Raw genomic sequence first — 26,855 nt, 5'->3', positions numbered from 1 at the left:
GTTTTTGGGGTTAAGCTTTGATATGGCATTATTTGTTATAAAAACAAATTTCGATAACAAATATATAATTTTTTTAAAATACACGATATAAACAGCTCATAAATTATTCACAATAAACATTTTAACTAAAATATGTAGGAATTGTATTTAAAATCCAAAAAACCTTTTACCCTTTAATCTAATTAATAACTAAAATGCTTGCTTATGAAATTTAATTTTACTTTTCCGAGAATGTACGGTTATAAGTACGTTTCGGTTTTATTGCTTCTGCTTTTTTACCATATAAATCTCGAGGCGCAAGTATCGAGAGTTTATGCTAGCGAAATTTCGGCAGAGAGTAATACAGATGTTTCATCGAATGCGATAGATGGAAACTTAACAACAAGTGCCTCGGTTAGCGCAAGTTCTGGCTTGGCTCTTGGTATTGGAGCTTATTCTGGCTATGTTGAACTTCAATATCCAACATTATTGCCCGCCAACACAACCTCTTATGTAAAAATTCAAACGGATGACAATTTGCTTCCGAGCTTGCTTGGGGGAAGTTTAGGAGGCCTATTGTCAGACGTTTTAGGAGGCGTTTTAATTGGAAATCAAGAGTTTACTGTTCAAGCCAAAAACAACAATAATGTTTTGTTACAAGGTGATAGTCAAGATATTGGCGAATTTGCGACAGAACGTTTACGAATTATTACCGATGAAACTGGTGATTTTTACATCGCCATCACACCCGCCGCTCCTTATAATAGGATTCGTGTAAGAAACAGATTAGGAAGCGTTCTTGGACTTTTTAATACAAGAGCTCTTAGAGTTTTTGAATCTTTCTATGTTTCCGGAAATGATCCTTGTGGTTATGGAGCGTTTACATCTTTCAGCGGTTCCGGACTTAATTTAGATCTTTTAGGTCTTGGAGGCGCCGGAGTTACAAATCCCCAAAATGTTTTGGATGCCGACCCAAATAGCTTTTCAAGATTAAGTCTTGGAATCCTTTCTGTGGCTGGATCCATTCAACAAACCATTTATTTTGAAGGTTTATCACAATCTACTGAAGAATTTAATATTCGGCTTAAAGTCGATCCCTCATTATTAGCTTTAGGCGTCGCGAACAACATTCAAGTTGTAGCTTACAATGGCCCTACAGTTGTTGAAACTAGGAACATTAGCACGCTACTAAATCTAGATTTGTTGACATTACTGCAAGGAAATCAGATTGCCACCATCCCTTTTGCCCCGATCGCACCTGCGGATAGAATTACAGTTCGTTACAATTCCTTGTTAAATGTACAACTCACGCAGAGTCTTGATTTATATGATGTTGTTCGTGTTCCTAAAGTTCCTGTGTTAACAGCACCAGCTTCTCAAAACGCGACTATTTGTTCTGGAAGCACGGTAACGCTCACTGCGACAACAGCTCCCGGAAACGAAATTAGATATTACGCATCAGCAACCGCCACTACTCCATTAATTACTGTGGCTTCTGGCGCGCCTTATCAAACAGCACCAATTACAGCAAGCACAATTCTATATGTTGCTGCCGCAAAAGTGGGATGTTCAGAAGAATCTCGAAGAGTTCCAATTCCAATTACTGTTATCACAGTTCCAACTGCTGATAATATCACGATTCCTTCAACTTTGACTGCTTGCCAAGGAGCGATTACGCTAAATCCGACTTCCACAATTGCGGGAGCAACGATTCGTTATTATAAAGATCAAAACAAGACAGTTGAGATTGTAAGCGGATTTTCTGGAGATCCAGGCGTAACTTACATTAAAAACCCAACAACGGGCGCTTTAACCATCACCGGACTTACCGCTGTAAATTCGCCTTACAACTATTTTATTTCGTTGACCGTAAATGGTCTTTGCGAAAATGCTGCGAATACTTTAAAACAAGTAACCGTAAACTTCGGAAGCACGCTTTCGGTTCCGGTAAATCCAAATTTAGTGGGTTGCGGCTCTGTTAATTTGGCAAATGCTATTTTAAATTTCGATCCAACGGCTACTTACGTTTTTTATAATTCTGCAAGCGTTGCCATAACTCCAGCGCAGGCTACGAATATTACTGCAAGCGGGAATTACTTCATCCAACAGCAAAATGTGAATTCGACTTGTATTTCAGATTTGGTTCCTGTGGCGGTGACTGTAAATCCGCAACCAACTTTGGTCATTGCAAATACAGCTTTGGTTACCCAAATTGGAAATTCTGTTACGTTAAATGCAACCTCAACCGGAACAATTGTTTGGTTTAATTCAACCGGAACCGCTTTAGGCTCAAACGTTGCAGGACCATTCACAACTGCCGGAACTTTTACATTTACCGCAGTGGCCACGCTTGGAACTTGTTCTATTTCTGGAACCGTGACTGTTACTGTTGTTGATCCTGCTTCTTGTCCTCCTTTGACAGAAAGAAATTTTGCCGACACACAGCGTTGGGGATCAATAATCACCGGAAATGTTTCAAATCCAGGAAATGCCGTTGACGGAAATCTTCAAACGTTTTCTACGATAACCACAGGTCTTGGCTTGCTTGGCATTGGAACCACTTTTCAAATTTTAGAATGGAATGAAACGATTCCTGCTGGTACGCCAGTTACGCTAAAGTTAGGTTCTGAATACAGCGGCGTGACTTTAATTGGAGGTTATTCTGTAGTTGGAACAAAACGAAATGCTTCGGGAGTTCCAGTAGATGTTGGTACTTTACAATCTGTTTCAGGTTCTTTATTGAATTTATTGCCAGGGCAAAATAATTTCGAATATACTTTTGTTCCTGCTAATGGCACTGGACCTCAAGCTTATGACGGAGTCAGAATTCAAGTGGCTTCATTAGTAAGTTTGGCTCAAAGCGCAAAAGTTTATGAAGCTTATTATGAAGTTCCTGCAGCTCAAATTGCGTGCGGTCCTGATGCTGAAGATGTTTTATTTGGAGCTATCGATTTGGGCGTTGGCGCTTTAACTACAACAGTTGGCGTAACTAATGCGGTAAACGCAATTGACAATTCACAAACCTCTTTTGCCACAATGTTTACCGGAGTCGGCGTTTTAACCGCTGCAGAATTAACTGTAATTTTCAGAACACCTTCGGTTGTTGGCGATACTTTGACAGTAAGAATTTCACAACCTGCAAATCTTTTGAACTTAAATGCTTTGGCGGGACTTTCTTTCCAACCGCTGTTAAACGAAGCTAATGCTGGGCCAGTTTTTACAAATTCGAGTTTATTGAATTTGGAACTTTTGGGCGGCGGTGCAGAAGCAATTTTGACTTTTGTTCCAACACAATCTTTTGACCGATTGAGAATTCGTTTTGGAGGTGTTGCTAATGTTTTAGATCAATTGCGAGTTCACGATGTTAGAAGAACTGCGAATACTCAAGTTGCGAATGCTGATCCAAATAATGCAATTACGGCTTGTCAAGGAGAAACTATTACGCTTCAAGCGGCATCTGTTCCTTGTACAACATTTGTTTGGTATGACGCTGAGACTGGCGGAAACGTTGTTGCTACCGGAAACTCATTCACTATCCCAAGTGATTTGGCCGAAGGCGTTTATACCTATTATATACAACCAATTCGTTTTGGTTGCGAAGCGATGGCTCGCGGTCCGGTAACCGTAACCGTAACCGAAACAGCTGCCGAAAATGCAATTGCTTCCGTGCAAATAAATGGCGGTACAGACACATCGTTTTGTGCTCCAACGGGTGCAGTTTCGCTTACGGCTGTTTTAAATTCTACGGTAACGCTTACAAATCCTATATTTTATTGGTATAGCTTAACGGGAACGACACAAACTTTGGTTCCGGGGCAAACCGGCGCAACTTTAAATTTAACCAATTTAGCACCGGGAACTTATACCTATTTTGTTGGAGTTAGTTCTTCAGAATTTTGCCAAACGGCAGTTGCTGACCGAGTTCAAGTGACATTTACAATTCAATCGTCATCTCTTGCAACAGATATTTTGATTGATGATGAAACGGCTTGTTTGAACAGCACTGCGGTTTTGGCACCAACAAGTACTTTGGCAAATCCTGTGTTTTCTTATTATTTTACAAATGATACAACACAGCCGATTACAAATAGCACTGTTTTGGGGGTTACTTATACGGTAAATGCAGACGGCACTTTGTCAATTTCAGGATTGCTTCCAATTGCAAGTCCTTATACTTATTATGTAGCTGTCACGAGCGACACTACTTGTTTAAATACAGCAGGAAATCTTCAAGCTGTTACTGTAACCGTTGGTAATCCGCCAGCACCAACGACTGATTCTATGACTCAAACTTTCTGTCAAGCAAATAATCCGACCGTAGCGGATCTTCAAGTAAATGAACCAAATGTGGTATTTTACACTCTTCCAGTAGGTGGCGTTCCATTGGCAACAACAACGCCGTTAACTCCTGGACTATATTATGCTGCGCAAATCGACGGCGATTGCGAGAGCGATGATCGCTTGGTAATTTCTGTAATTATCGGAAATCCTGCAACGCCAACGACTTTACAATCTATTCAAACTTTTTGTGCGATTAATAATCCAACAGTTGCAAATATTCAAGTTAATGAGGCAAATGTGGTTTTCTACGACGCTTTATTAGCAGGAAACTTGATTCCTTTAACAACTCCTTTGATCAACGGAACTTATTATGCTGCGATTCAAGATGGTTCTTGCGAAAGCGAAATCAGATTGGCAATTACGGTTATAATCAATAATCCGCTGACACCAACTACAGATAATACCAGCCAAGTTTTTTGTGCTGCCAATAATCCAACAGTTGCTGATTTGGAAGTAAACGAAGCGAATGTTGTTTATTTTAATGTGCCAACTGGAGGAACTGCTTTGGCACCAACAACACCGCTTACCAACGGAATTTATTACATAAGTCAAATCGACGGAATTGGTTGTCAAAGTTCGGTTCGTCTTGCCATCACAGTTACAATTACTGTAGTTGGAACACCGACTACGACTTCAACAGACCAAAATTTCTGTCAATCAGACAATCCAACGGTTGCGAACATTCAAGTAAACCAAACTGGTGTAATTTTCTATGATGCATTGGTTGGAGGAAACTTAATTGCTTCAACCGCGCCTTTAACTGCGGGCGTTTATTATGCATCATTATTAAACGGAATTTGCGAAAGCGAAGCAAGATTGGCGATTACGGTTACAATTACAAATCCGTTGACGCCAACGACTCCAAATCAAACGCAGACTTTCTGTCAAATTGATTCACCAACAGTTGCTGACTTGTTAATCAACGAAACTTCTGTTGCAGTTTTCACTTCAATTACAGGCGGAACAGCATTGCTTTCAACAGACCTTTTGGTTTCTGGAACTTATTATGTTGCCGCACTTGACGGATTGTGCCAAAGCGTTAACCGATTAGCAATTACCGTAATCATAAACGATCCTGCGGCGCCAACCACTTCAGATACTACGCAAGATTTCTGTCAAGCAGAAAATCCTACCGTTGCTGATTTATTGGTAAATGAAACTGGCGTAATTTTCTATACAACGTTAACCGGAGGAACGCCTTTGTTGCCGACGGTCGCACTTACAAACGGAATTTATTACGCCGCAATTGTTGATGTTGACGGTTGCGAAAGCATCGAAAGATTAGCAATTACAGTTACAATTACCGTGGTTGGAAATCCTACAACAGATAATACAACTCAAAATTTCTGTCAAATTGATAATCCAACGGTTGCTGACATTCAAGTGAATCAAACCGGAGCCATTTTTTATGATGCTTTGGTGGGAGGAAACTTAATTGCTTCCACAACGCCACTGACAGCCGGAGTTTACTATGCCGCTTTGGTTAACGGAGTTTGCGAAAGCGAAGTGAGATTGGCAATTACGGTTACAATTTCAAATCCTTCGGCACCAACGACGACTGAAACGACGCAAACTTTCTGTCAAATCGATAATCCGACTGTGGCTGATTTGGACGTAAATGAAACTACAATTGCAATTTATACCCAAATTACAGGCGGAACCGCATTGCTTCCAACGGATGCTTTGGTTTCAGGAACTTATTACGTAGCGCTTTTAGACGGAATTTGCGAAAGCATCATCCGACTTCAAATTACAGTTATTGTAAATGATCCTGCGGCGCCGACAACTTTAGATACAACGCAAGATTTCTGTCAGGCAGAAAATCCAACAGTTGCTGATTTGCAAGTAAACGAAACTTCAGTTGTTTTCTATAACGTGCCGACTGGAGGAACGCCTCTTGCTTCGACAGATGCACTTACAAACGGAGTTTATTACGTAGCGTTTTTAGACGGAACTGGTTGTGAAAGTGATACGAGATTAGCAATTACAGTTACAATCACGGTTGTCGGAACGCCGACTACCACGTCTACGACGCAAAATTTCTGTCAAGGAAACAACCCAACAGTTGCGAATATTCAAGTGAATGAAACGGGAGTTGTGTTTTACAGCACTCCAACTGGCGGAACGATAATTCCTTCGACAACGCCTTTGGTTCCTGGAATTTATTACGTTGCAATTCAAAATGGTGTCTGCGAAAGCGAAGCTAGATTGGCGATTACGGTTACAATTTCAAATCCTTCGGCACCAACGACTTTAGATACGACTCAGGATTTCTGTCAAAATTCAAATCCGACTGTGGCTGATTTGGACGTAAATGAAACTACAATCGCAATTTATACCCAAATTACGGGCGGAACCGCATTGCTTCCAACGGATACTTTGGTTTCAGGAACTTATTACGTAGCGCTCTTAGACGGAATTTGCGAAAGCATCAACAGATTGGCAATTACAGTTATTGTAAACGACCCTGTGGCGCCGACAACTTTAGATACAACGCAAGATTTCTGTCAGGCAGAAAATCCAACAGTTGCTGATTTACAAGTAAACGAAACTTCAGTTGTTTTCTATAACGTGCCGACTGGAGGAACGCCTCTTGCTTCGACAGATGCACTTACAAACGGAGTTTATTACGTAGCGTTTTTAGACGGAACTGGTTGTGAAAGTGATACGAGATTAGCAATTACAGTTACAATCACGGTTGTCGGAACGCCGACTACCACGTCTACGACGCAAAATTTCTGTCAAGGAAACAACCCAACAGTTGCGAATATTCAAGTGAATGAAACGGGAGTTGTGTTTTACAGCACTCCAACTGGCGGAACGATTATTCCTTCAACAACGCCTTTGGTTCCTGAAATTTATTACGTTGCAATTCAAAATGGTGTTTGCGAAAGCGAAGCGAGATTGGCAATTACGGTTACAATTTCAAATCCTTCGGCACCAACGACTTTAGATACGACTCAGGATTTCTGTCAAAATTCAAATCCAACGGTTGCTAACTTACAAGTCAATGAAGCTAACGTAGTTTTCTATACAACTGCAACAGGCGGAACGGCTTTACCACCAACAACGCCTTTGACAAACGGAGTTTATTATGCTTCAATCCTTGACGGAACTTGTGAAAGCGCCTCACGATTGGCGATTACGGTTACAATTACAAATCTTGCAACGCCAACAACGGCAGATAATACGCAAGATTTCTGTCAAGCCGATGGCCCAACGGTTGCTGATTTGCAAGTGAATGAAACCAATGTTGTTTTCTATAATGTTGCGACTGGCGGCACTCCAATTGCATCTACAACGCCATTAACTGCAGGAACTTATTATGTTGCTTTAACCGACGGAACTTGCGAAAGCGGTACGCGTTTGGCAATCACAGTTACTTTCCTTGCCGATGGTTTGGCCGAAATCACTGGCGGTGGAACAGAAGCTTGTTTCTCTCAAGCGGTAACTTACACTACCGTTGCAGGAATGACAGATTATGTTTGGGACGTTACTGGCGGAAATATTACAGCTGGCGGTCAATTGACTGATAATTTTGCCACGGTAACTTGGACAACTGTTGCAACTGGAAACATCAGCGTCACTTTTACAAATACCACAGGTTGTTCTAGCGACAATTTTGCAACAAGAGACATCAATGTGACGGTTTGTTCAGATATCACGATTACCAAAACAGTTGATAATTTCAATCCGAATATTGATGACAACGTGACATTTACCATCACAGTTACCAATGCCGGACAGAGCAATTTCACAGATATTATCGTGAACGAAGCTTTACCTTCTGGATATCAATATGTGAGTTCAAATGCTTCGGTTGGAAATTATTCTCCAATTCTTGGAACTTGGACAATCCCAACATTAACAACTGGACAAACTGCCACATTGCAAATTGTTGTAAAAGTTTTGGCGACTGGAGATTATATGAATATGGCCACAATTGCCACTTCAAATCCGCCTGATTCAGATGGTGAAAACAACATAGCTTCTGCTTGGGTTGAACCAACCTGTCTGGTCGTTTATAACGAATTTAGTCCGAATAATGATGGTGATAATGACTTTTTCAGAATTGACTGTATTGAAAATTATCCAAATAACACACTTCAAGTTCACAACAGATATGGTGTAGAAGTGTACCGAACTCGTGCCTACCAAAATACTTGGGATGGAACAGCAAACGTAAATTCTCCAATTAATCAAGACAATAAGCTTCCAACTGGAACTTACTATTACATTCTTGATATGGGCGATGGTTCTGGAACGAAAACGGGATGGATTTACTTAATCCGATAGTTAAGAGGAAATTTCAATTTAAAACTTTAAGAGTATGAAAATCACGATATATAATACAAGCATAGCATTCCTTTTTCTATTCATTTCGATTAAAAGTAATGCACAACAAGATCCTGGATATACGCAATATATGTACAATCCGATGACCGTAAACTCTGCGTATGCAGGTTCAACAGGAGTTCTAGAAGCAGTCCTAATCCACCGTTCGCAGTGGGTTGGGATTGACGGAGCGCCTTCAACGCAGGCTTTTGCCATTCATACACCGTTGGCAAATGAGCGTGTTGGGTTAGGTTTTTCTGCCGTAAATGATAATTTGGGACCTTCCAATGAAATTTATTTAGACGGAAATTTCTCTTACACCTTGCCTTTAAGTTATGACGTGAAACTGGCACTTGGTGTAAAAGCCGGAGCAAGAGTTTTGAACGTAGATTGGTCAAAAGGAAGATATTATGACGGAACCGATGTTTTGCTAAACACCAATATTAATAATAAAATCACGCCTTCTGTGGGAGCCGGAGCTTACCTTTACTCGGATAAATGGTATGTTGGAGCGTCTGTTCCAAGTTTTATCAGAGGCGATTATTATGACGATGTACAGCAATCGGTGAACATTGAGCGCCTTCATTATTATGTGATGGCGGGTTATGTTTTTAATTTTTCTGATAATTTCAAGTTCAAGCCAGCGTTTTTGGCCAGAGGAGTGAACGGAGCGCCAATTTCTGTGGATGTTTCTGCCAACTTCTTGATCCAAGAAAAATTTACGCTTGGCGCGGGCTATCGTTGGGATGACTCGGTGAGTGCTTTGGCCGGATTTCAAATCTCCAGAGACTTATTCATTGGTTATTCTTATGATTATACCACCACAGATTTGAACAAATACAACGACGGCTCGCACGAAATTGTCTTGCGTTTTCAGCTAAACAAAAAATCAAACCAAATCAAATCCCCTCGATTTTTCTAAAACCTGCATCTATGAAAAAATTATTTATACTCTGTTTTTGCTTCAGCATTGCCACCGGTTTTGCACAAAGCAAATTGAACCATGCTAACAAGCTTTTTAAAGAATATTCGTATGTTGAAGCGTCAAAAGCCTACTCAGAATATCTTGAAAAAGAAAAATCTCCGTCCACGCAGGCGCTGAAAAATGCGGGCGATTCTTATTATTTTATTGATGACATGAGAAACGCATCAAAGTGGTACCAACGCCTTTATGACGTTCAAGGAACCAGTGTTGACGAAGAACATTTTTTAAGATATATTGAATCTACAAAGGCAATTTTAGACTATGATCGCGCTGATAAAGCCACCAAAGAATATTTGGCTAAAAAAGGCGATCAAAAACAAATTGCGCATTATGCCAATCAAAAGCGCCAAATGGATAGTCTGACGAAAGCAAAATCGCAGTACACCACTTTTAATCTTCCGTCGAATTCTGACAAGGCTGATTTTGGAACTGCTTTCTTCGGAAATAAAATTGTGTATTCTTCGTCAAAAGACACAACAAAATTTGACCAGAAACTATACAATTGGAACAAAGAACCTTTTTTGACGCTTTATGTATCAGAAAGAAATGTGGACAACGGATCTTTTTTCAACGACCAAATTTTTCTTCCGAATGCGCAGTCGAAGTACCACGAATCAACGGTGGCTTTTTCTAAAGATTTGAAAAAAGTGTATTACACGACAAATATTCTGAAAAAGAAAAAATTGGTTAATGACGAAGAAGGAACAAACAATTTTAAAATCGTTCGAGGAACGGTAGAAGATTTAAAACTTACTCATTCTGAAGATATTTTCTTTAACAGCCCAACGTATTCTGTTGGACATCCGGCGCTCAGCGAAGACGGAAAATGGCTGTTTTTTGCTTCAGATATGCCTGGAGGTTTTGGCGGCGCCGATTTATATGTGAGCCAAGTTGCCGAAGACGGAACGATTGGTCCTCCAAAAAATCTTGGTCCAGAAATCAACACTGCGGCCAATGATATGTTTCCTTCGTTCACAAATGGCATGTTGTATTTTGCTTCCGACGGGCATTTTGGTTGGGGTGGCTTAGACATTTATGAAAGTAAATTCTATGGAAATATGAAATTTTCTGAACCTCGAAATCTGGGATCTCCAATAAATAGTAACAAAGATGATTTTGCTTACATCATTGATTCTTCTGATGAATTCGGCTATTTTTCTTCCAATCGTTCTGGCGGAAAAGGTGGCGATGATATTTATTATTTCACCAAAGCAAAAGCACCTTGCGACCAATTAATTTCGGGAAGAGTTACCAATTCAAAATCAAAAGCGCCAATTGCTGATGCGATTGTCAAAGCTTTCAACGCCTTTGGGGACGAACTTACTGAAGCAAAAACCAATGCTGATGGAACGTATCGCTTGACGGTTCCTTGCAATATTAAAGTAAAAATGATGGCTTCAAAAGCAAATCACAGCAACGATGAAGAAGAAGTTCAAACCAATAAAGTCAACGGCGACGAGTTGAAAAACATCAATTTTGAATTGAGTACTTACGAAGATTTGGTTGTAAAACAAGGAAATGATGAGAAGGTCGATATCAATCCAATTTTCTTTGATTATGACAAATCAGATATTACACCACAAGCTTTAATTGAGCTTGATAAAGTGGCTTTTGCTATGAATAACTTTCCAAAATTGAAAATAAAAATTGAGTCGCACACAGATTCAAGAGGAAAAGATGAATACAACTTGACGCTTTCTGATGCGAGAGCAAAATCTACGCAAACGTATTTAATTTCAAAAGGAATTGATACGTCAAGAATTGAAAGCGCCATTGGATATGGTGAGAAGCGATTAACGAATAAATGCTCAAACGGCGTGAAATGTACAGAAGAAGAACATTTTGCAAACCGTCGCTCTGATTTTATTGTGGTCGAAAAATAGGTTTTTTTTTAGATTAGGGTTCAATGAGGTCACTTCTTCGCAAAAGTGGCCTCATTGTTTTTTGGGCATTATGTAACTTTTACAATAAATTCTGTAAGACATTTTGGAGTTAAAAAGGCGAACTTTGAATACAGAAACCTTTTAAAACGAATATGTTATGAAAAATTTAGTTAGCAAATTGTTCTTCGGAGCGGCGGTAGTGATGATGAGTTCGATGATTTCTTGTAAAGACAAGGATGCAAACAATCCTGACGGAGATATGGACACGACAACTGTGGTTGTTGATCCGGTAACTCCTGCTCCAACAACTGGAATGCCGGCCGACACAGCTGGAATGTCAAATGACACAACAACAGTTACACCATAAGAAAAGAAAAATAGATAAGCCTTCATAATCTTTAAAGACGCAAGAAAATGGAAAACAATCAAAACACAGATAACCCAAATTTCAATTTCGGCTCTGGAAATCAAATTGACTTGATGAGAATTTCGATGCCAGAATGGCTCCAGGAATTATTTAGAAACCCTTCAATTTGTACTTTCCCAGATATAAACGAAAATGTAATTGACGGATATCCAATAGATGATGAATTTTAAATTTCTTGCATCTCAAAAAAATAGTTGAGGTTTCTCAATTATGATTTTAGGGATTATTTATTTCAGAAATCCCTGCTTTATAAATTTATTGAGCAGGGATTTTTTTTTCAACCAAAATTTATACGATGAAGAAACCAACTTCTTTTCCAAACAAAACACAATCCCAGCCGGGCGACGAATATAAAATGCATCCAGAACCAGAAATTATTCGGAAAAATTATCTTGGAAGTAATAAATTAAAAGGAAAAACGGCTTTGATAACTGGCGGAGACAGCGGTATTGGCCGAAGTGTCGCCGTTCATTTTGCCAGAGAAGGCGCCAATGTTTCAATCGCTTACTTGTCTGAAACTAAAGACGCCGAAGAAACCAAAAAAATGGTGGAATCAGAAGGAGCTGAATGTATTATTTTAAAAGGAGATCTGAAAAGTGAGGCTTTTTGCAAAAATATGATTGCAGAAACAGTTGATAAATTTGGTTCCTTAAATATTTTGGTCAACAACGCCGCGATGCAATTTCCGAAGAAAAAAATTGAGGAGATTGAAAGCGAACAAGTTCATACCACTTTTGAAACCAATATTTATCCGCTTTTTTATGCAGTTACTCACGCTTTGAAATATATGAAAAAAGGAGATTGCGTAATTAACACTACGTCAGTAACCGCTTACCGCGGAAGCCTTCACCTACTCGATTATTCTAGCACAAAAGGAGCGATTGTTTCGTTCACGAGATCGGCTTCAAATATGCTTGCTGAAAAAGGAATTCGGGTAAATGGCGTGGCTCCAGGACCAATTTGGACACCATTAATTCCGGCTACTTTCAGCGGTAAAGATTTGACAGAATTTGGGCAAGATACTCCAATGAAACGTGCCGGACAGCCGAGTGAAGTGGCTCCAGCCTATGTTTTTTTGGCCAGCGACGACGCAACTTATATCACCGGACAAATTATCCACATAAATGGTGGAGAAATTGTGGGCGGATAATTAAAATTTATAGAAAAATTAATAATTCTCGGTTTTTAAATTCGTAACTTTAAGATGATTAGCAACCTGCTCAACGTATATTATTTAAGAAAAAAAGTATATCATTTATTAACTATAAAACTTGATGTTATGGAAAATACGAATAATAAAAACAAAAACAGGCAAGAAGTAGAAACCGGAAGCCAAGATCAATATGATCACCATGTGAAAACTGATAATCGCCAAAGAGATACTTTAGACGAGCATCAAAATTCGACAAGATCCGCGAATCCTCAGGTTCAAAATTCTAATCAAAATTCTAACGCAGATGCGGTAAATTCGAAAATGAATTATTCGAACGCGCAAAATAATCCAAAGAAATAACCAATAAAAACCAATAAAATGAGCGCAAAAAAAATTGTAATCGGAATTGCTGCTGGAGTCGCAGCTGCAGCTATCACCAGATTAATCTTGAAAAAAACAGGCCACTGGGATTCTGTTTGTGATAAAGCAGCCGATTTAGAAGACAAATGGCTTCACAAAGGAAACAAAAAAAGAGAAAGCGATTCGTTAAGCAATTTGCCAAAAGGCGAATCAAAGAACGTGAAAGAGCAATATTATGATTCTTCAAAGTTGAAAAACGCTTTGTAATTTTTTTAATTTTAATTCAAAAAACGGCTTATTGATTTTACGGTAAGCCGTTTTTTTTATTCCTAAACCATTTACAAATTATGGATTATATTCAAATTTTGGGATTGTTAGCAGCAGTTTTAACCACCGGAGCCAATTTGCCACAAGCGTATAAAGTAATTAAAACACGATCTACAAAAAGCCTTTCGGCAATAAGTTTTGCAATGCTTTTTTTGGGAAGTATTACTTGGGTAATTTACGGAATTTACAGAAATGATATTCCGGTGATGCTTGCAAACGGCTTAGCAGGAACGCTTCACGGGATCATTTTGTTTATAAAATTGACGGCAAAAAACCAAAAATGAGAATTATATAAACTAAACTGTTAATGCTGTAATTAAATCCTTATTAATGATCATAAATTTGTCTTATGAATTTAAGATTGCTGATGAGGAATCAATTGGCAATTCTTATTTAATCAACTCTGACAAAACCAAAACACAATCGGGAGAAACTGCTATGAATCCAGAATAAAAATTTGATTACGTCAACAGAAATAATTTGGAGTACTATTTTGAATAATAGGTACTCCATTTTTTTGTTTTGTTTAAACTATTGAAAATAAAAAACTTAATTAAACAGAATAATTATAAATAATAGCTCAAGAATAATTACCCTTAAAAAATTGCGATACTTAAACATTTTTTAATAAATTTATACCTCCTAACCTAGCATTTGTTTATGAAACTTTATATTAAATATGATATTAATCAAGCCTGTCGAGTAATCATTCAAGAACAGCTTGAAAAATTCAACATAAAATACCAACTTTTAGATTTAGGAGAAATTGAGTTTAAAGATTCCATTTCAAATGAGACCTATGCAGAACTTCGCGATGCCTTAAATCGTTATGGAATTGAATTGCTTGACAACCAAAAAAGTCAATTGATTCAGCGTATTAAAGATACAATTGTGGAAATGGTTTATGAAAAAGACAAACTTCCAACATCCACAATTTCTTCGTATTTATCAGATAAATTAAACTTGAGCTACGGTTATATTTCAAATATTTTCTCAGAACATACTTATACTTCCATCGAGAATTATATCATTATGCAGAAAATTGAGCGTGCCAAAAAATTGATTATTGAAGACGGTTTAACGCTGACAGAAGTTTCATATAAATTAAATTACAGTAGTGTTGCCCATTTATCTGGACAGTTCAAAAAAACCACCGGATTGACGCCTTCAATGTTTAAAAGAATCGTTGACAAACGACGTGGTATTGCCAAAGAATAGCGATTTTTTGTATATTTGACGTTAAAATTCCCCCTCAATGATTAAAGACGATCATACACCCATTCATATTATGCTTGCCGACGATGACGAAGACGACAGAAACTTCTTCAACGACGCGATTAACGATTTAAAAATCAGCAACAAACTTACTATTTTTAAGAATGGAAAAGATTTGATGGATTATCTGGAACATCCAGATACTAACTTGCCAGACATTCTTTTCTTAGATCTAAATATGCCTTGCAAAACTGGTAACGAGTGTTTGAAAGACATTCGATCAAACCCAAAATTTAAAGATATTTCTATCGCCATTTATTCGACTTCATCTTCTGAAAAAGATATTGAAGAAACTTTTGTGGGCGGTGCGAACATCTACATAAAGAAACCAAATGATTTTTCAAAGCTGAAAAAAGTGCTTCAAGAAGTTGTTAATTTAAATTGGCAATTTCACACTTCAAAATTGAACAAAGATACTTTTTTCTTCAGCATTTAATTAAGCTCGAGAACTTATGAAATTAAAAGAATTTTTCACTCCAACTCTGGTTTATAGAATGGCTTTGGGAGTTTCTTTTGTACTGGTAATTGGCGTTGCCATCGTTTTTCATTTGCAAATGAGCAGTTTGAACACGTCTGTTGATTTAATTTCAGAATCTAATAAAAGACAGTTTGAACTTGAAAAAATCTCTTCAGAAATCATTCAACGAGAAAACAGTCTGCGCAGTTTTATCATCACAAAAGACAGCACATTTCTTGAAAATGATCTCGAAATAAAACGTAATATTTTTAAGTCGTTAAGTTCGATAAAAGAACAGATTTCTGAAAATTCAAATGAAGTTGATGCTATCGAAACTTTGACAGATTTGATCCAAAAGCGCTTTGCTAACTTTGATGAAACTTTAAAACTTGCCGAAACAGAAGACGTGAATGCAAAAATCTTGAACAATAAACTTGTCGAAGGTTCTGCCAAGACAAAAGTACTTCGGGAAATCATTTATAGCCTTATAAATAAAGAAGTTAACAAACTAAAGATTCACAATATCAATCATCGTTATGATATTGAAACTTCCACAATTACCGCTTTTTCATTAACCATTATCGTTTTGGTTGTACTTCTTTTTTCACTTTCAAAAGTCAATCTTGATTATCAGAAAGCGAAGAAACTGAATAAAGAGTTAAATTTTGCAACTCAAATTGCCGATAATGCCGAAAAAGTAGCGGGAATTAGCCATTGGAAAATAAATTTAAAAACCGGACGCTATTTTTATTCGGATAACTTTTTTAGAATACTTGGATTAGAACCGATTTCGGACAATATCGAGCCAGATCATTTTGTAAAATATATCCATCCCGAAGACATTGATGAAATAATGAAAATACACGAGGAATCGATGAAAGACCTCACTCCCACTTCTTTTATTTATCGAATTATCAGGCCAAATGGCGAAATTAGATACATTAATTCTACCGGAGATTTCACAAATAATGCCAAAGGGGAATTGGTTAAAATCGGGGTAAGCAACGACATTACAGAAGAATATACTAGCAAATTGGCGTTGGAAGAAAAGAACAAATCATTAATTGCAATTAATGCCGAGCTTGAATCTTTTAACCAAATTGTAAGTCACGATTTGCAAGAACCGCTTCGAAAAATCCAAATGTTTATTTCAAGAATTCAAGACACAGAATGGGAAACTATTTCTGAAAAAGGAAAAGATTACTTCGGAAAAATCAGGATTTCGGCTAACAGAATGCAGAACCTGATGATGGATCTGGTGAATTATTCCCGAACAATTAAGGACAATAAAGTTTTTGTAAAGACCAATTTAAAGGAAGTTTTAGCTGATGTTATCCAAGAATTATCGGTAAATATCGAGGAGAAACACGCCAAAGTTAAAGTGGAATCTTTGCCAAAAATAAACATCATTCAGTTTCAGATTCACCAGCTTTTTGTAAACTTGATTTCAAATTCGCTCAAATATAGTAAGGAAGACGTCGCGCCGTTAATCAAGATTTCAACCGGAAAAATTGAAGCCGAAGAAAAGTTCAGGGACATTGTTTTAAGCGATAAAAAATACCACAAAATCATAGTTTCTGATAACGGAATTGGTTTCAAGCAAGAATTTTCAGAGAAAATTTTCCAGCTTTTCAAACGTCTAGAAACTGAAATGGATTATGCCGGAACCGGTCTTGGTCTTGCCATTTGCAAAAAAATCATCGAGAACCACAACGGTTTCATAAAAGCAGACGGAATTCCAGGAACCGGAGCGATTTTTACAATTTATCTGCCAAAATAATTATTGTTCCAACGTTTTTCCGCTTTCTGTCCAAGAATCTGTGCCTCCTTCAAGTTCTACAATGTTTTCAAATCCGTGGTTTTGCATGATTTCAACAGCTTCGGCACTTCTTCCGCCCGCTTTGCAATACACATAAACCGTTTCTTTTTTGTCTAATTTATCGATTTGAGTCCCAAAATCTTGGTCGTACAAATGAATATTTTTGGCGTTTTTCAAATGACCTTGCTTAAATTCCTTTGGAGTTCTAACATCGATTAACTGCACTTTTCCCGATTCAATTTTTGATTCAAAAGCTTCCGAAGAAACCAATTGTGGCTTTTTTTCTTGGGCTTGACACGAAGCAAAAACCAAAACTAACAGCAATAACGAATATATTTTTTTCATTGTTTTGAAATTAATTGTAATAAAAAATGCAGAAATCAAGGTCCAAATATAAACATTTAGACACTTGAAATCTACATTTTTATGATTTTGAAATTGACTAACCTTCCACCGGCCCATCCCATTCAGACATACCGCCAACCAAATTTAAAGTTGTTGCAAAACCCAGCTCATTCATTACGCTGCACGCCTTCGCACTTCGCATTCCGGCTTGGCAATAGACATAATAATTTTTAGTTTTGTCCAGTTCTTCCACTTCATAAATAAATCCTTGGCCTTTATAAATATCAATATTTTTAGCACCAGGAATGTAGCCTCGGTTAAACTCGTCTTCTGTTCTAACGTCAAGAATTACAGCATTTTCGTCTTCCTGCAATTGCGACCACCATTGTTCTTTTGATAAATTCATCTTTAAATTTTTGTAAAAATATTACGCTTTAATCGAACATCCAATAGCTTTTGTTTCTTTTACCGAAACTTCCTTGTTTTTCAACAAAGCATCTACTGCATTTTCAACATATTTTTGTTTCACCGCGCTTGCTTCGGCATAATTATCGTCGATTGCACCAATGTATTTCACTACATTTCCTTTAGGAGATTTTTGCAAAACATAAACGTGAGGCGTTTTTGTAGCGCCATATTGCGGATACACTTTTTGTCCTTCGTCAAGTAAATACGGGAACGTAAATCCTTTTTCTTTCGCCTTAACTTTCATCAGTTCAAAGCTGTCTTCCTTTTGTTTTTCAGGATTATTTGGATTTATCGCGACCACTGGATAACCCAATTTTTTATATTTTTTATCCAAAGCCACGATTCTGTCTTCATACGCCTGCGCATACGGACAATGATTGCAAGTAAAAACCACGATAAAACCTTTAGCATACTTAAAATCTTTTAAGGCAACTTTTTTATTGTCAATGTTTTTAAGACTGAAATCTGTGGCGATATCACCAACTTTGTAACCCGAAGCAATAGTTTTGTTATACGTAAAAGCGCTTGCCAATCCAGCAAGCAGAACGAAAGCGAAAATTTTGATTGTTGTTTTCATATTTGATTATTAGATATTTAGATTATTAGACTTCTTAGATTATAACTGGAAAACTTTGAAACCTCTACAAAAATTTCTTTACTTCAGTTTCTAGTTCTTCGTAAGTAAAGCTTTTTTCATAAAACTGATGCTTGTCTTTTTTGTAAATTACCGTTGCAGGAATCGCTCCTGACCAAGTGGAATCTACTTTGTTTATCCAAGAATTTGCATCAGGATCATTTAAAAGAACAACATCAGATTTCAAGTTTTTTTCTTTGATAAAAGGCAATAATTTACTTTCAGCCATCTTCGGAAAATCAATGCTCACTAACAAAACTTTTACCTTTTTGTCTTTATAAGTTGCATTTAGTTTTTCAAAATTAGGCAATTCTTCCACACAGGGAACGCACCAAGTTGCCCAAAAATTCACAACATAAGTAGTATCATTATCTTTTTTTAAGAAATGTTCCAACGCAGAAAATGTATATGAATTCACCGAAATTTTTCCTTCAGAATATGTTTTTAATGGTCTTGGCTCTGAATTTTCTTCTTTTTTATCTTCCGATTTACAAGAAACGACTAAAATTAAAACCAAAAGCGATGCTATTTTCTTCATAATATAAAAAATAAATTCTTTTAAAGCCAATAAAATTAAGCTTTCTATTGCTTTGAAACTGAAATTAACAAAATTTTAATCTACATTTGTATATACAATTGAAAATAGCACTACATTTGTACATACAAATTTTGTAATTACAATTATGAAAATAGAAGACATCATAAAGACGACCTCTCCTATGAAAATCGGTAAAAGAACGATTCTCAACATATTGTATACACAAAATCTTATTGGAGAAAAATTCAATGAAGTATTGAAAAGCTACGATTTATCGCCAGAACAATTCAATGTTTTACGAATTTTAAAAGGTCAAAACGGAAATGCAACCAATATGTGCGTGATTCAAGAACGTATGATTGCAAAAACCAGTAATACGACCAGATTGGTTGACAAACTTCTTCTAAAAGAGTTGGTTACAAGAGAAATCTGCCCAGATAATCGCCGAAAAATGGAAATCGCAATAACTGATAAAGGACTTGATTTATTGGATGAAGTGAACCCAAAAGTCGATCGACACGAAGCCCTTTTTGCCCAAAATCTTACAGTTGAAGAGTTAGAACAACTGAATAACTTACTAGAAAAATTTAGATCAATTTAATTTTATAACACAAATGAGCAATTTATTAGAAAGCTTGAACTGGAGATATGCGGTCAAAAAATATGACGCAACAAAGAAAATTTCTTCAGCTGATTTAGCAATATTAAAGGAAGCGACAAAATTGAGCGTTTCCTCAATGGGATTACAACCATTTAAAGTAATTATCGTTGAAAACCCAGAATTGCGTGCAAAATTAGCACCTGCGGGTTACAACCAATCAGGAATTACAGAAGCTTCACAGCTTTTTGTTTTTGCAGTTGAGAACAACGTTGGCTCGAAACAAATTGAATCTTACATGGAAAATATCAGCGAAACTCGCGGAATTCCGGTGGAGAGTTTGAAAGGTTTTAGCGATATGATCGACGGTTTCATTGCCGGATTAGACGAAGAAGGAAGAAACAATTGGTCAAAAAAACAAGCGTATTTAGCTTTGTCAACATTGATCAACACTGCGGCTTCTTTAAAAATCGACGCAACGCCAATGGAAGGTTTCAACCCGCAGCAATTTGACGAAATCCTTGGATTAAATGAACTTGGATTAACAACTGCTGTTATCGCCGCTGTTGGCTACCGTCACGAGGAAGATGCGACGCAACACTACAAAAAAGTTAGAAAATCAGACAAAGAATTCTTTATCAATTTATAATAATCATAACCTTAATTAATACACAAAAATGAAAAATTTAAAAACAATTGCAATCGCTCTTTTAGTAGCAGTAACTTTCTCAGCAAACGCTCAAGAGAAAAAAATAAACGTTCAAAAAAGTAATATCAGCTGGGTTGGTAAAAAAGTAACAGGACAACATTCAGGAAATATTGAATTTCAAGACGGAACTTTGATCTTCAAAAAATCTGAATTAGTTGGTGGAAACTTTACTGTTAACATGAATTCAATCACTGTAACTGACTTAAAAGCTGGTGAAGGAAAAGAAAAACTAGAAGGTCACTTGAAAGCTGATGACTTTTTTGGTACTGCTAAATATCCAACTGCAAAGTTAGTTATTAAAACAATTGGCAAGCAATCAAACGACGTTTATGCTGTAACTGCTGATCTTACTATCAAAGGAATCACTAACTCTGTTAAGTTTAAAATCACAGTTAACAAAGATACTGCAACTGCAGCTTTGACTGTCGACAGAACTAAATTTGACATCAAATATGGTTCAGGAAGTATCTTCGACGGACTTGGTGACAAAGCAATTGATGATAATTTCGAACTTGCGATTGACTTGAAATTCTAATTTCCACATACTTAATTTCCCCGAAATTTCCCTGCTAATTAATTTTAGCAGGGATTTTTTTTTGATCTAATTTCTACAGATAAAGCTCTCTTTTAAGATTTTTTTTAATTGATTTAAGCTTAAAATTCAACACAAAATCGGTTCATATATTTACCCAAAACGAAGCAAATAACACGTGTAAAAAACGACTTAAAAAACCAAATTTAGATGCTAATTAAATGGCTTTTTCACACTCAAAAATCTAGATTTGGCTCCTATAAGTTGCAAAAAAAGCACTGGTTTTTAAGACCAAAACGGTGTGATTTACAAGAGATTTTTCGCTCGCTAAAACCATCGAATTTTAATCTGAAAATCAAAAATTTCTATGAGAAATTTAAATAATTTTACATTTCATACTGATGTAATTTGATCCAAAAAAATATTTTTTTGAGAATTTAAAGATATAATAGGGCTGAATTTTAAGCTAAAAATAAGTTCGTTTTTGCTTTTTGTATTTAATTTTTATACGTAGATTTAAACTTTCAAAAGCACTTTATTTTCATAAAAGGTGTAGAAAAATGCATTATTTTAATTCCTAAAAAACTATCTTAAATATAACTTAAAGTAATACTTTAAATTAATAATTAAGTTTAATTAATAAATCATAATAAATTGGAAATCAAAATTATGATTACATAATATAGATTTTTTCTATCACCACTTTCTACAACGTTTTTCGTTAATATTTCGTTAAAATAATTTTAAACAATCGTTTAATTTAAACAAGTGTTTAACTTTGCATTCGATTTTAAAATAAAAAAATACGATGGCCGAATTTAATGAAAAGCAAACACAGATTCTTCAGGTAGCTGAAGAGCTTTTTGCAGCGAAAGGATTCGACGGAACTTCCATCAGAGAAATTGCCAAAAAAGCGAATATCAATATCGCGATGGTCTCCTACTATTTTGGTTCTAAAGAAAAATTGTTAGAGTCATTAATCATCTTCAGAACTTCTGATTTGAGAATGCAATTAGAAAACCTTTTTAGCGAGGATTTATCTCCAATGGATAAGGTCGAAAAACTGGTCGATTTATACATCAAAAGAATTTATCAAAATCGATGCATGTATCAGATTCTCCACTTCGAATTTTCGTCTAATAAAAGACTGATGGATTTCAAAGTTTTTACCGACATGAAAAAGCAAAATTTGCTTTCCTTAAAAAAGATAATTAACGAAGGTCAAGAGAAAGGAGTTTTTGCAAAAGACATCAATATTGAACTTTTACCTCCAACGATTATGGGAACCTTTTTCCATTTTCAAATGAACCGACCTTACTACGAAGAAATTTTTGGTTTCAAGTCAGAAGACGATTTTGACCGTTACATAAAAACAGATTTAACAATTCACATTAAGAAAACAATTAAAGCCCTTTTAGTTTATGAAAACTAATTCTCTATTGTTAGGAATGCTTTTGATTTTGGGCTTCGCCGAAAGTCGCGCTCAAGAAAAAAAGCAACTGACATTAACCGAGGCCATTTCGCTGGCCACAACACAAAGCAATCAAGCAGCTTTGGCCGATACAAAAATTGAAACTTCAAGATTTGAACTGGCGACCGTGAAAAACAACCGCTACCCTAGCCTGAAAATTTCTGGTCAATACCAACGCTTGGCTGATGCGCACGTAAAATCAAACTTTGGAACGGCATCAGAACCAGAAGAAGGCGCTGAACCAACTTCATCACCAAAAGTGAACCAATTGATGTTGGGACAAGCGAGTTTGGCCGTGCCGATTTTTTCTGGATTCAAATTGAAGAATTCGGTAAAAGCTTCTGAAAGCAAATACCAAGCTGAAGTTTTCAATGCAAAAAGCACCAAGGAAAATTTGGCGATGAACACCGTGATTCTTTATGTAAATCTTTACAAAGCGCAACAGTCGGTTTCGTTAATTCAAGATAATCTGAAAGCGTCGCAACAGCGTGTGAAAGATTTTACGGCAATGGAAGAAAACGGATTAATCGCCAGAAATGATTTGCTTAAATCACAATTGCAATCTTCAAACATCGAACTTTCGCTAGAAGATGCGAAGAAAAATGTGGCGACGATTAATTATCAATTGGTCAATTTGCTGAAATTGCAAGAAGGAACACAAATTGTTCCGGAAGAAGCTGTTTTCACAAATTCTTCTTCTGAGAAAGCTTCTTTTAGCCAAAATGATGCTCTTGCCAGCAGAAGCGATTTAGAGTCGTTAAGATGGCTTCAAAAAGCGTCTGAATCGAATATCAAGGTTGCTGAAGGAAATTATTACCCAACGGTTAGTTTAAGTGGCGGTTATGTTGCTTTCAACCTGAAAAATGTTTTGGAAGTAAACAATGCGATGAATGTTGGCGTTGGCGTTTCTTACGATTTATCGTCAATTTTTAAAAACGGAAAAGACGTGAAATTAGCCAAAAGCATTGCTTCAGAAACCAAACAGTCTGCGGATATCTTGACAGACCAAATTAAAGTGGAAGTTCAAGAAGCGCAAGAAAACTACAATTTGTCATTGAAACAATACCGCGTTTATCAGGAAGCCGTGACGCAAGCCGACGAAAATTATAGAATCGTAAAAGACAAATATGACAACGGCCTTTCAGACACCAATGATTTATTGGAAGCCGATGTTCAAGACTTGCAAGCCAAATTAAACGAGGCTTTTTCAAAAGCTGATATCACGCAAAGCTACTATCAATTGCTGAACGCATCCGGAAAATTAACTGACTCATTCAATCTTACACCTAAAAACTAATTCATTTCACGATGGAAAATACAGAAAAAAAAGCAACAAATAATAAATTCAAGTACATTCTTGGAGCCCTTGTAATCATTGGGATTATTTATGGAGTTTACAAATATGTTCACTCGTTGGCGCACGAAACTACAGATGACGCGCAAGTAGAAAAAAATATGAATCCGATTATTCCACGAGTAACGGGTTATGTGACCAAAGTTTTTGTGAAAGACAATGATTTCGTTAAAAAAGGCGACACGCTTTTCACAATCGAAGACAAAGATTACCAAGTGAAAGTCGAAGAAGCAAACGCTGCTTTAATTTCAGCACAAGGAAGCCTTGAAGTTTCAAGAGCCGATATCAGTGGCGCACAAGCAAATGTTTCTGTTTCTGAAGCAAATTTTTCTTCTGCCGGAGGAAATATTGAAAGCGCAAAAATCAGAGCGAACAGAGCTAATAATGATTTTGTTCGTTACCAAAATTTATACAAAAATAAATCGATTACCAAACAACAATTTGAACAAGCCGAAGCTGCCAAATTAGAAGCTGATAACGAAGTGAAAATTTTGCAACAGCAACAAAAAGCAAGCAATTACCAAAAAAGCATTGCCGCTTCTCGTTCCAATGTTTCTAGCAAACAAACTGACGTTGCCGCTGCAAATATTAAAAGAGCACAAGCAGTTTTAGACGCTGCAAAATTGAATTTAGGTTACACAGTTGTTACCGCTTCGATTGACGGACAAGTTTCAAAAATCAACATCCAGCCAGGACAATTGGTAGCGCCGGGACAATCTTTGTTCTACATTATCAACAATGCTGAAGCTTGGGTAATCGCTAACTTTAAAGAAACGCAATTGAGCAAAATGGTCATCGGGCAAAAAGTAGGAATCCACGTGGATGCTTATCCTGATTATGAATTTCAAGGAACAATCACGTCATTTTCTCCTGCAACCGGAGCTCGATTTTCATTGCTTCCTCCTGACAATGCAACGGGCAACTTCGTAAAAACGATTCAAAGACTTCCTGTAAAAATTAGCTTGGACAAAGAAAATGATGCTAAAAAGATGGAAAATCTTCGCCCGGGAATGAACGTTGACGTTGACGTGCATTTGAAATAATTCATCATAATTGGTCGAGATAAACTTGTCTCTGATAATTCACATTTTATTTCTTCCAAAATCATAAATCTAAAATCAAAAATTAAATGCAGGCAACTTCAGGAGAAGACAGTTTAGTTGAATACGGCTTCAGAAGGGTGATTATCACGATTACGGCGGTACTTTGTGCCTTGCTGGAAATCGTGGATACCACCATCGTGAACGTCGCTTTGACTGACATGCGAGGAAGTCTTGGCGCCACATTAACCGATGTCGCTTGGGTAATCACCGCTTATGCTATTGCCAACGTAATCGTGATTCCGATGACGAGCTGGCTGTCGCAACAATTCGGTAGAAGAAATTATTTTGCCGTATCCATTGTCATATTTACCGTTTCGTCTTTTTTATGCGGAAACGCCACAAATATCTGGGAATTAGTCGCTTTCCGTTTTGTCCAAGGATTGGGTGGAGGCGCGCTTTTAGTAACCGCACAAACCATTATTACCGAAAGTTATCCGGTTGCAAAACGTGGAATGGCACAAGCCATTTACGGATTGGGAGTAATTGTGGGACCAACATTAGGACCGCCTTTGGGAGGTTATTTGGTCGAAAATTATTCTTGGCCTTATATTTTTTACATCAATATTCCATTGGGAATTATCGCAACATTTTTGACAATTACGTATGTAAAAAGTCCAAAATACGGAGAAAAACTGAAAGCCAATCAAGTCGATTGGTGGGGAATTTTGTTGCTTGCGGCGTTCATCGGCTCATTGCAATTCGTTTTAGAACACGGCCAGCAAGACGACTGGTTTGATGACGGCTTAATTGTAACACTTTCAATCGTCAGCCTTTTTGGGTTGGTATTATTTATTTGGAGGGAATTGACTTACAAACATCCAATCGTAAATCTAAGCGTTTTAAAAGACGGAAATCTTAGAATCGGAACCGTAATGTGTTTCATTTTAGGTTTCGGATTGTATGGTTCTACCCTAATCTTGCCAATTTACACGCAATCTGTTTTAGGATGGACAGCACTTGACGCCGGATTATTATTGATTCCGGGTTCAATCACAACCGCTTTCATGATGCCAATTATTGGAAATTTATTGCAAAAAGGAGTACCGCAGGGTTATTTAGTCGGACTAGGATTTTTTACCTTTTTCATATTTACTTTTTGGATGCACAACGTCATCACGCCAGACACAGGAACAGAACACATGTTTTGGCCACTGATTTTAAGAGGAATTGGTTTGGGATTATTATTCGTTCCAATAACCACTTTGGCGCTGTCAACTTTAAAAGGAAAAAATATCGGCGAAGGTGCCGCTTTTACCGGAATGATGCGTCAATTGGGGGGTTCTTTTGGAATCGCCATCATCACAACTTTCATCACGCGTTTTTCTCAAGAGCACCGTGTGAATTTGGTTTCCAATTTAAGCATGGACAAATTAGAAGTTCAAAATAGAGTACAACAATTGCAACAAGGATTTATGTCTAAAGGATTCAGCGCAAGCGAAGCTCTCGGAAAAGCCTACCAAGTTTTGGATATTTCGGTCATGAAACAAGCCACCGTTTTATCTTACATGGACATTTTTATGTATTTGGGAATAATGTTCTTGTGCTGTATTCCGATTATTTTCTTTATCAAACGAGGAAAAAACAAAATTAATCCGGCCGATGCGATGCACTAAAAAATAATTTCGAAACATTGCCTGTCACAATCGAAATAAGCTTTGGCTAAACTGAATTAGGCATTATCAAAATCAAAACAAGTATCGTCTGATTCACAATACAAAATGGCTAAATAGAGTCACGAATTGTCTGAATCGAAACAAACATT

At 37.0% G+C, this 26,855-nt stretch carries 24 protein-coding genes; 20 read left to right on the top strand and 4 right to left on the bottom strand.

Translation table 11 applies throughout. From position 1 onward, the window contains the following. Positions 1 to 204: 204 nt before the first annotated feature. From ACFPVY_RS06360 to ACFPVY_RS06300, 13 genes are all read left to right on the top strand, one after another. Positions 205 to 8,616 (top strand): Ig-like domain-containing protein, encoded by an 8,412-nt coding sequence (locus ACFPVY_RS06360; RefSeq protein WP_379791134.1) that lies wholly within the window; start codon positions 205 to 207, stop codon positions 8,614 to 8,616. Between the two features lie 34 nt (positions 8,617 to 8,650). After that, the gene (locus tag ACFPVY_RS06355; protein ID WP_379791133.1) at positions 8,651 to 9,577 is read left to right on the top strand and encodes a PorP/SprF family type IX secretion system membrane protein; all 927 of its coding nucleotides are present in this window, start codon (positions 8,651 to 8,653) and stop codon (positions 9,575 to 9,577) included. Between the two features lie 11 nt (positions 9,578 to 9,588). Next, positions 9,589 to 11,523 (top strand): OmpA family protein, encoded by a 1,935-nt coding sequence (locus ACFPVY_RS06350; protein ID WP_379791132.1) that lies wholly within the window; start codon positions 9,589 to 9,591, stop codon positions 11,521 to 11,523. A gap of 157 nt (positions 11,524 to 11,680) precedes the next feature. After that, positions 11,681 to 11,890, top strand: coding sequence for a hypothetical protein (locus tag ACFPVY_RS06345; protein WP_379791131.1), 210 nt, complete (start codon positions 11,681 to 11,683; stop codon positions 11,888 to 11,890). A gap of 47 nt (positions 11,891 to 11,937) precedes the next feature. Then, a complete protein-coding gene (locus ACFPVY_RS06340; RefSeq protein ID WP_379791130.1) occupies positions 11,938 to 12,120 on the top strand; it encodes a hypothetical protein in 183 nt (60 codons plus the stop codon). A 125-nt stretch (positions 12,121 to 12,245) separates the two neighbouring features. Then, positions 12,246 to 13,100, top strand: a complete 855-nt coding sequence (locus ACFPVY_RS06335; RefSeq protein ID WP_379791129.1) for an SDR family oxidoreductase — start codon at positions 12,246 to 12,248, stop codon at positions 13,098 to 13,100. Positions 13,101 to 13,229: 129 nt separating this feature from the next. Next, a complete protein-coding gene (locus ACFPVY_RS06330) occupies positions 13,230 to 13,463 on the top strand; it encodes a hypothetical protein (RefSeq protein WP_379791128.1) in 234 nt (77 codons plus the stop codon). 18 nt (positions 13,464 to 13,481) lie between these two features. After that, complete coding sequence (locus ACFPVY_RS06325) at positions 13,482 to 13,730, top strand: hypothetical protein (RefSeq protein ID WP_379791127.1); 249 nt, start codon at positions 13,482 to 13,484, stop codon at positions 13,728 to 13,730. A gap of 80 nt (positions 13,731 to 13,810) precedes the next feature. Next, positions 13,811 to 14,074, top strand: coding sequence for a SemiSWEET family sugar transporter (locus ACFPVY_RS06320; RefSeq protein ID WP_379791126.1), 264 nt, complete (start codon positions 13,811 to 13,813; stop codon positions 14,072 to 14,074). Positions 14,075 to 14,120: 46 nt separating this feature from the next. Further along, positions 14,121 to 14,243 carry a hypothetical protein gene (locus ACFPVY_RS06315; protein WP_379791125.1) on the top strand — a complete coding sequence of 41 codons (123 nt, stop codon included), beginning with the start codon at positions 14,121 to 14,123 and terminating at the stop codon, positions 14,241 to 14,243. A 207-nt stretch (positions 14,244 to 14,450) separates the two neighbouring features. Further along, entirely contained in the window at positions 14,451 to 15,008 is a 558-nt protein-coding gene (locus ACFPVY_RS06310) for a helix-turn-helix domain-containing protein (RefSeq protein ID WP_379791124.1), read from the top strand. Positions 15,009 to 15,045: 37 nt separating this feature from the next. Further along, a complete protein-coding gene (locus ACFPVY_RS06305; RefSeq protein ID WP_379791123.1) occupies positions 15,046 to 15,501 on the top strand; it encodes a response regulator in 456 nt (151 codons plus the stop codon). Positions 15,502 to 15,517: 16 nt separating this feature from the next. Beyond that, positions 15,518 to 17,302 carry a sensor histidine kinase gene (locus ACFPVY_RS06300; protein ID WP_379791122.1) on the top strand — a complete coding sequence of 595 codons (1,785 nt, stop codon included), beginning with the start codon at positions 15,518 to 15,520 and terminating at the stop codon, positions 17,300 to 17,302. On the opposite strand, the gene ACFPVY_RS06295 is transcribed toward ACFPVY_RS06300, so the two are convergent. From ACFPVY_RS06295 to ACFPVY_RS06280, 4 genes are all read right to left on the bottom strand, one after another. After that, entirely contained in the window at positions 17,303 to 17,686 is a 384-nt protein-coding gene (locus tag ACFPVY_RS06295; protein WP_379791121.1) for a rhodanese-like domain-containing protein, read from the bottom strand. Positions 17,687 to 17,783: 97 nt separating this feature from the next. Next, a complete protein-coding gene (locus ACFPVY_RS06290; RefSeq protein ID WP_379791120.1) occupies positions 17,784 to 18,092 on the bottom strand; it encodes a rhodanese-like domain-containing protein in 309 nt (102 codons plus the stop codon). A 21-nt stretch (positions 18,093 to 18,113) separates the two neighbouring features. Then, entirely contained in the window at positions 18,114 to 18,731 is a 618-nt protein-coding gene (locus ACFPVY_RS06285; protein WP_379791119.1) for a thioredoxin family protein, read from the bottom strand. A gap of 64 nt (positions 18,732 to 18,795) precedes the next feature. Next, entirely contained in the window at positions 18,796 to 19,326 is a 531-nt protein-coding gene (locus ACFPVY_RS06280; protein ID WP_379791118.1) for a TlpA disulfide reductase family protein, read from the bottom strand. A 145-nt stretch (positions 19,327 to 19,471) separates the two neighbouring features. Between ACFPVY_RS06280 and ACFPVY_RS06275 the strand changes: the two genes are divergently transcribed. From ACFPVY_RS06275 to ACFPVY_RS06245, 7 genes are all read left to right on the top strand, one after another. Then, positions 19,472 to 19,927 (top strand): MarR family winged helix-turn-helix transcriptional regulator, encoded by a 456-nt coding sequence (locus tag ACFPVY_RS06275; protein ID WP_379791117.1) that lies wholly within the window; start codon positions 19,472 to 19,474, stop codon positions 19,925 to 19,927. 13 nt (positions 19,928 to 19,940) lie between these two features. Beyond that, positions 19,941 to 20,573 (top strand): NAD(P)H-dependent oxidoreductase, encoded by a 633-nt coding sequence (locus tag ACFPVY_RS06270; protein WP_379791116.1) that lies wholly within the window; start codon positions 19,941 to 19,943, stop codon positions 20,571 to 20,573. 28 nt (positions 20,574 to 20,601) lie between these two features. Continuing rightward, positions 20,602 to 21,168, top strand: coding sequence for a YceI family protein (locus tag ACFPVY_RS06265; RefSeq protein ID WP_379791115.1), 567 nt, complete (start codon positions 20,602 to 20,604; stop codon positions 21,166 to 21,168). 805 nt (positions 21,169 to 21,973) lie between these two features. Continuing rightward, complete coding sequence (locus ACFPVY_RS06260; protein ID WP_379791114.1) at positions 21,974 to 22,597, top strand: TetR/AcrR family transcriptional regulator; 624 nt, start codon at positions 21,974 to 21,976, stop codon at positions 22,595 to 22,597. Then, positions 22,587 to 23,933: a TolC family protein gene (locus tag ACFPVY_RS06255; protein WP_379791113.1), complete on the top strand. Its 1,347-nt coding sequence runs from the start codon at positions 22,587 to 22,589 to the stop codon at positions 23,931 to 23,933. The genes ACFPVY_RS06260 and ACFPVY_RS06255 overlap by 11 nt, the downstream gene beginning before the upstream one ends. Positions 23,934 to 23,944: 11 nt before the next feature. Further along, positions 23,945 to 25,033, top strand: a complete 1,089-nt coding sequence (locus ACFPVY_RS06250) for an HlyD family secretion protein (protein WP_379791112.1) — start codon at positions 23,945 to 23,947, stop codon at positions 25,031 to 25,033. An 86-nt stretch (positions 25,034 to 25,119) separates the two neighbouring features. Next, a complete protein-coding gene (locus tag ACFPVY_RS06245; RefSeq protein ID WP_379791111.1) occupies positions 25,120 to 26,706 on the top strand; it encodes a DHA2 family efflux MFS transporter permease subunit in 1,587 nt (528 codons plus the stop codon). Positions 26,707 to 26,855 lie beyond the last annotated feature (149 nt).

The organism is Flavobacterium qiangtangense, assembly GCF_042658345.1.
Taxonomy (GTDB): Bacteria; Bacteroidota; Bacteroidia; order Flavobacteriales; family Flavobacteriaceae; genus Flavobacterium; species Flavobacterium qiangtangense.
This window is presented reverse-complemented; position numbering and strand designations above follow the sequence as displayed.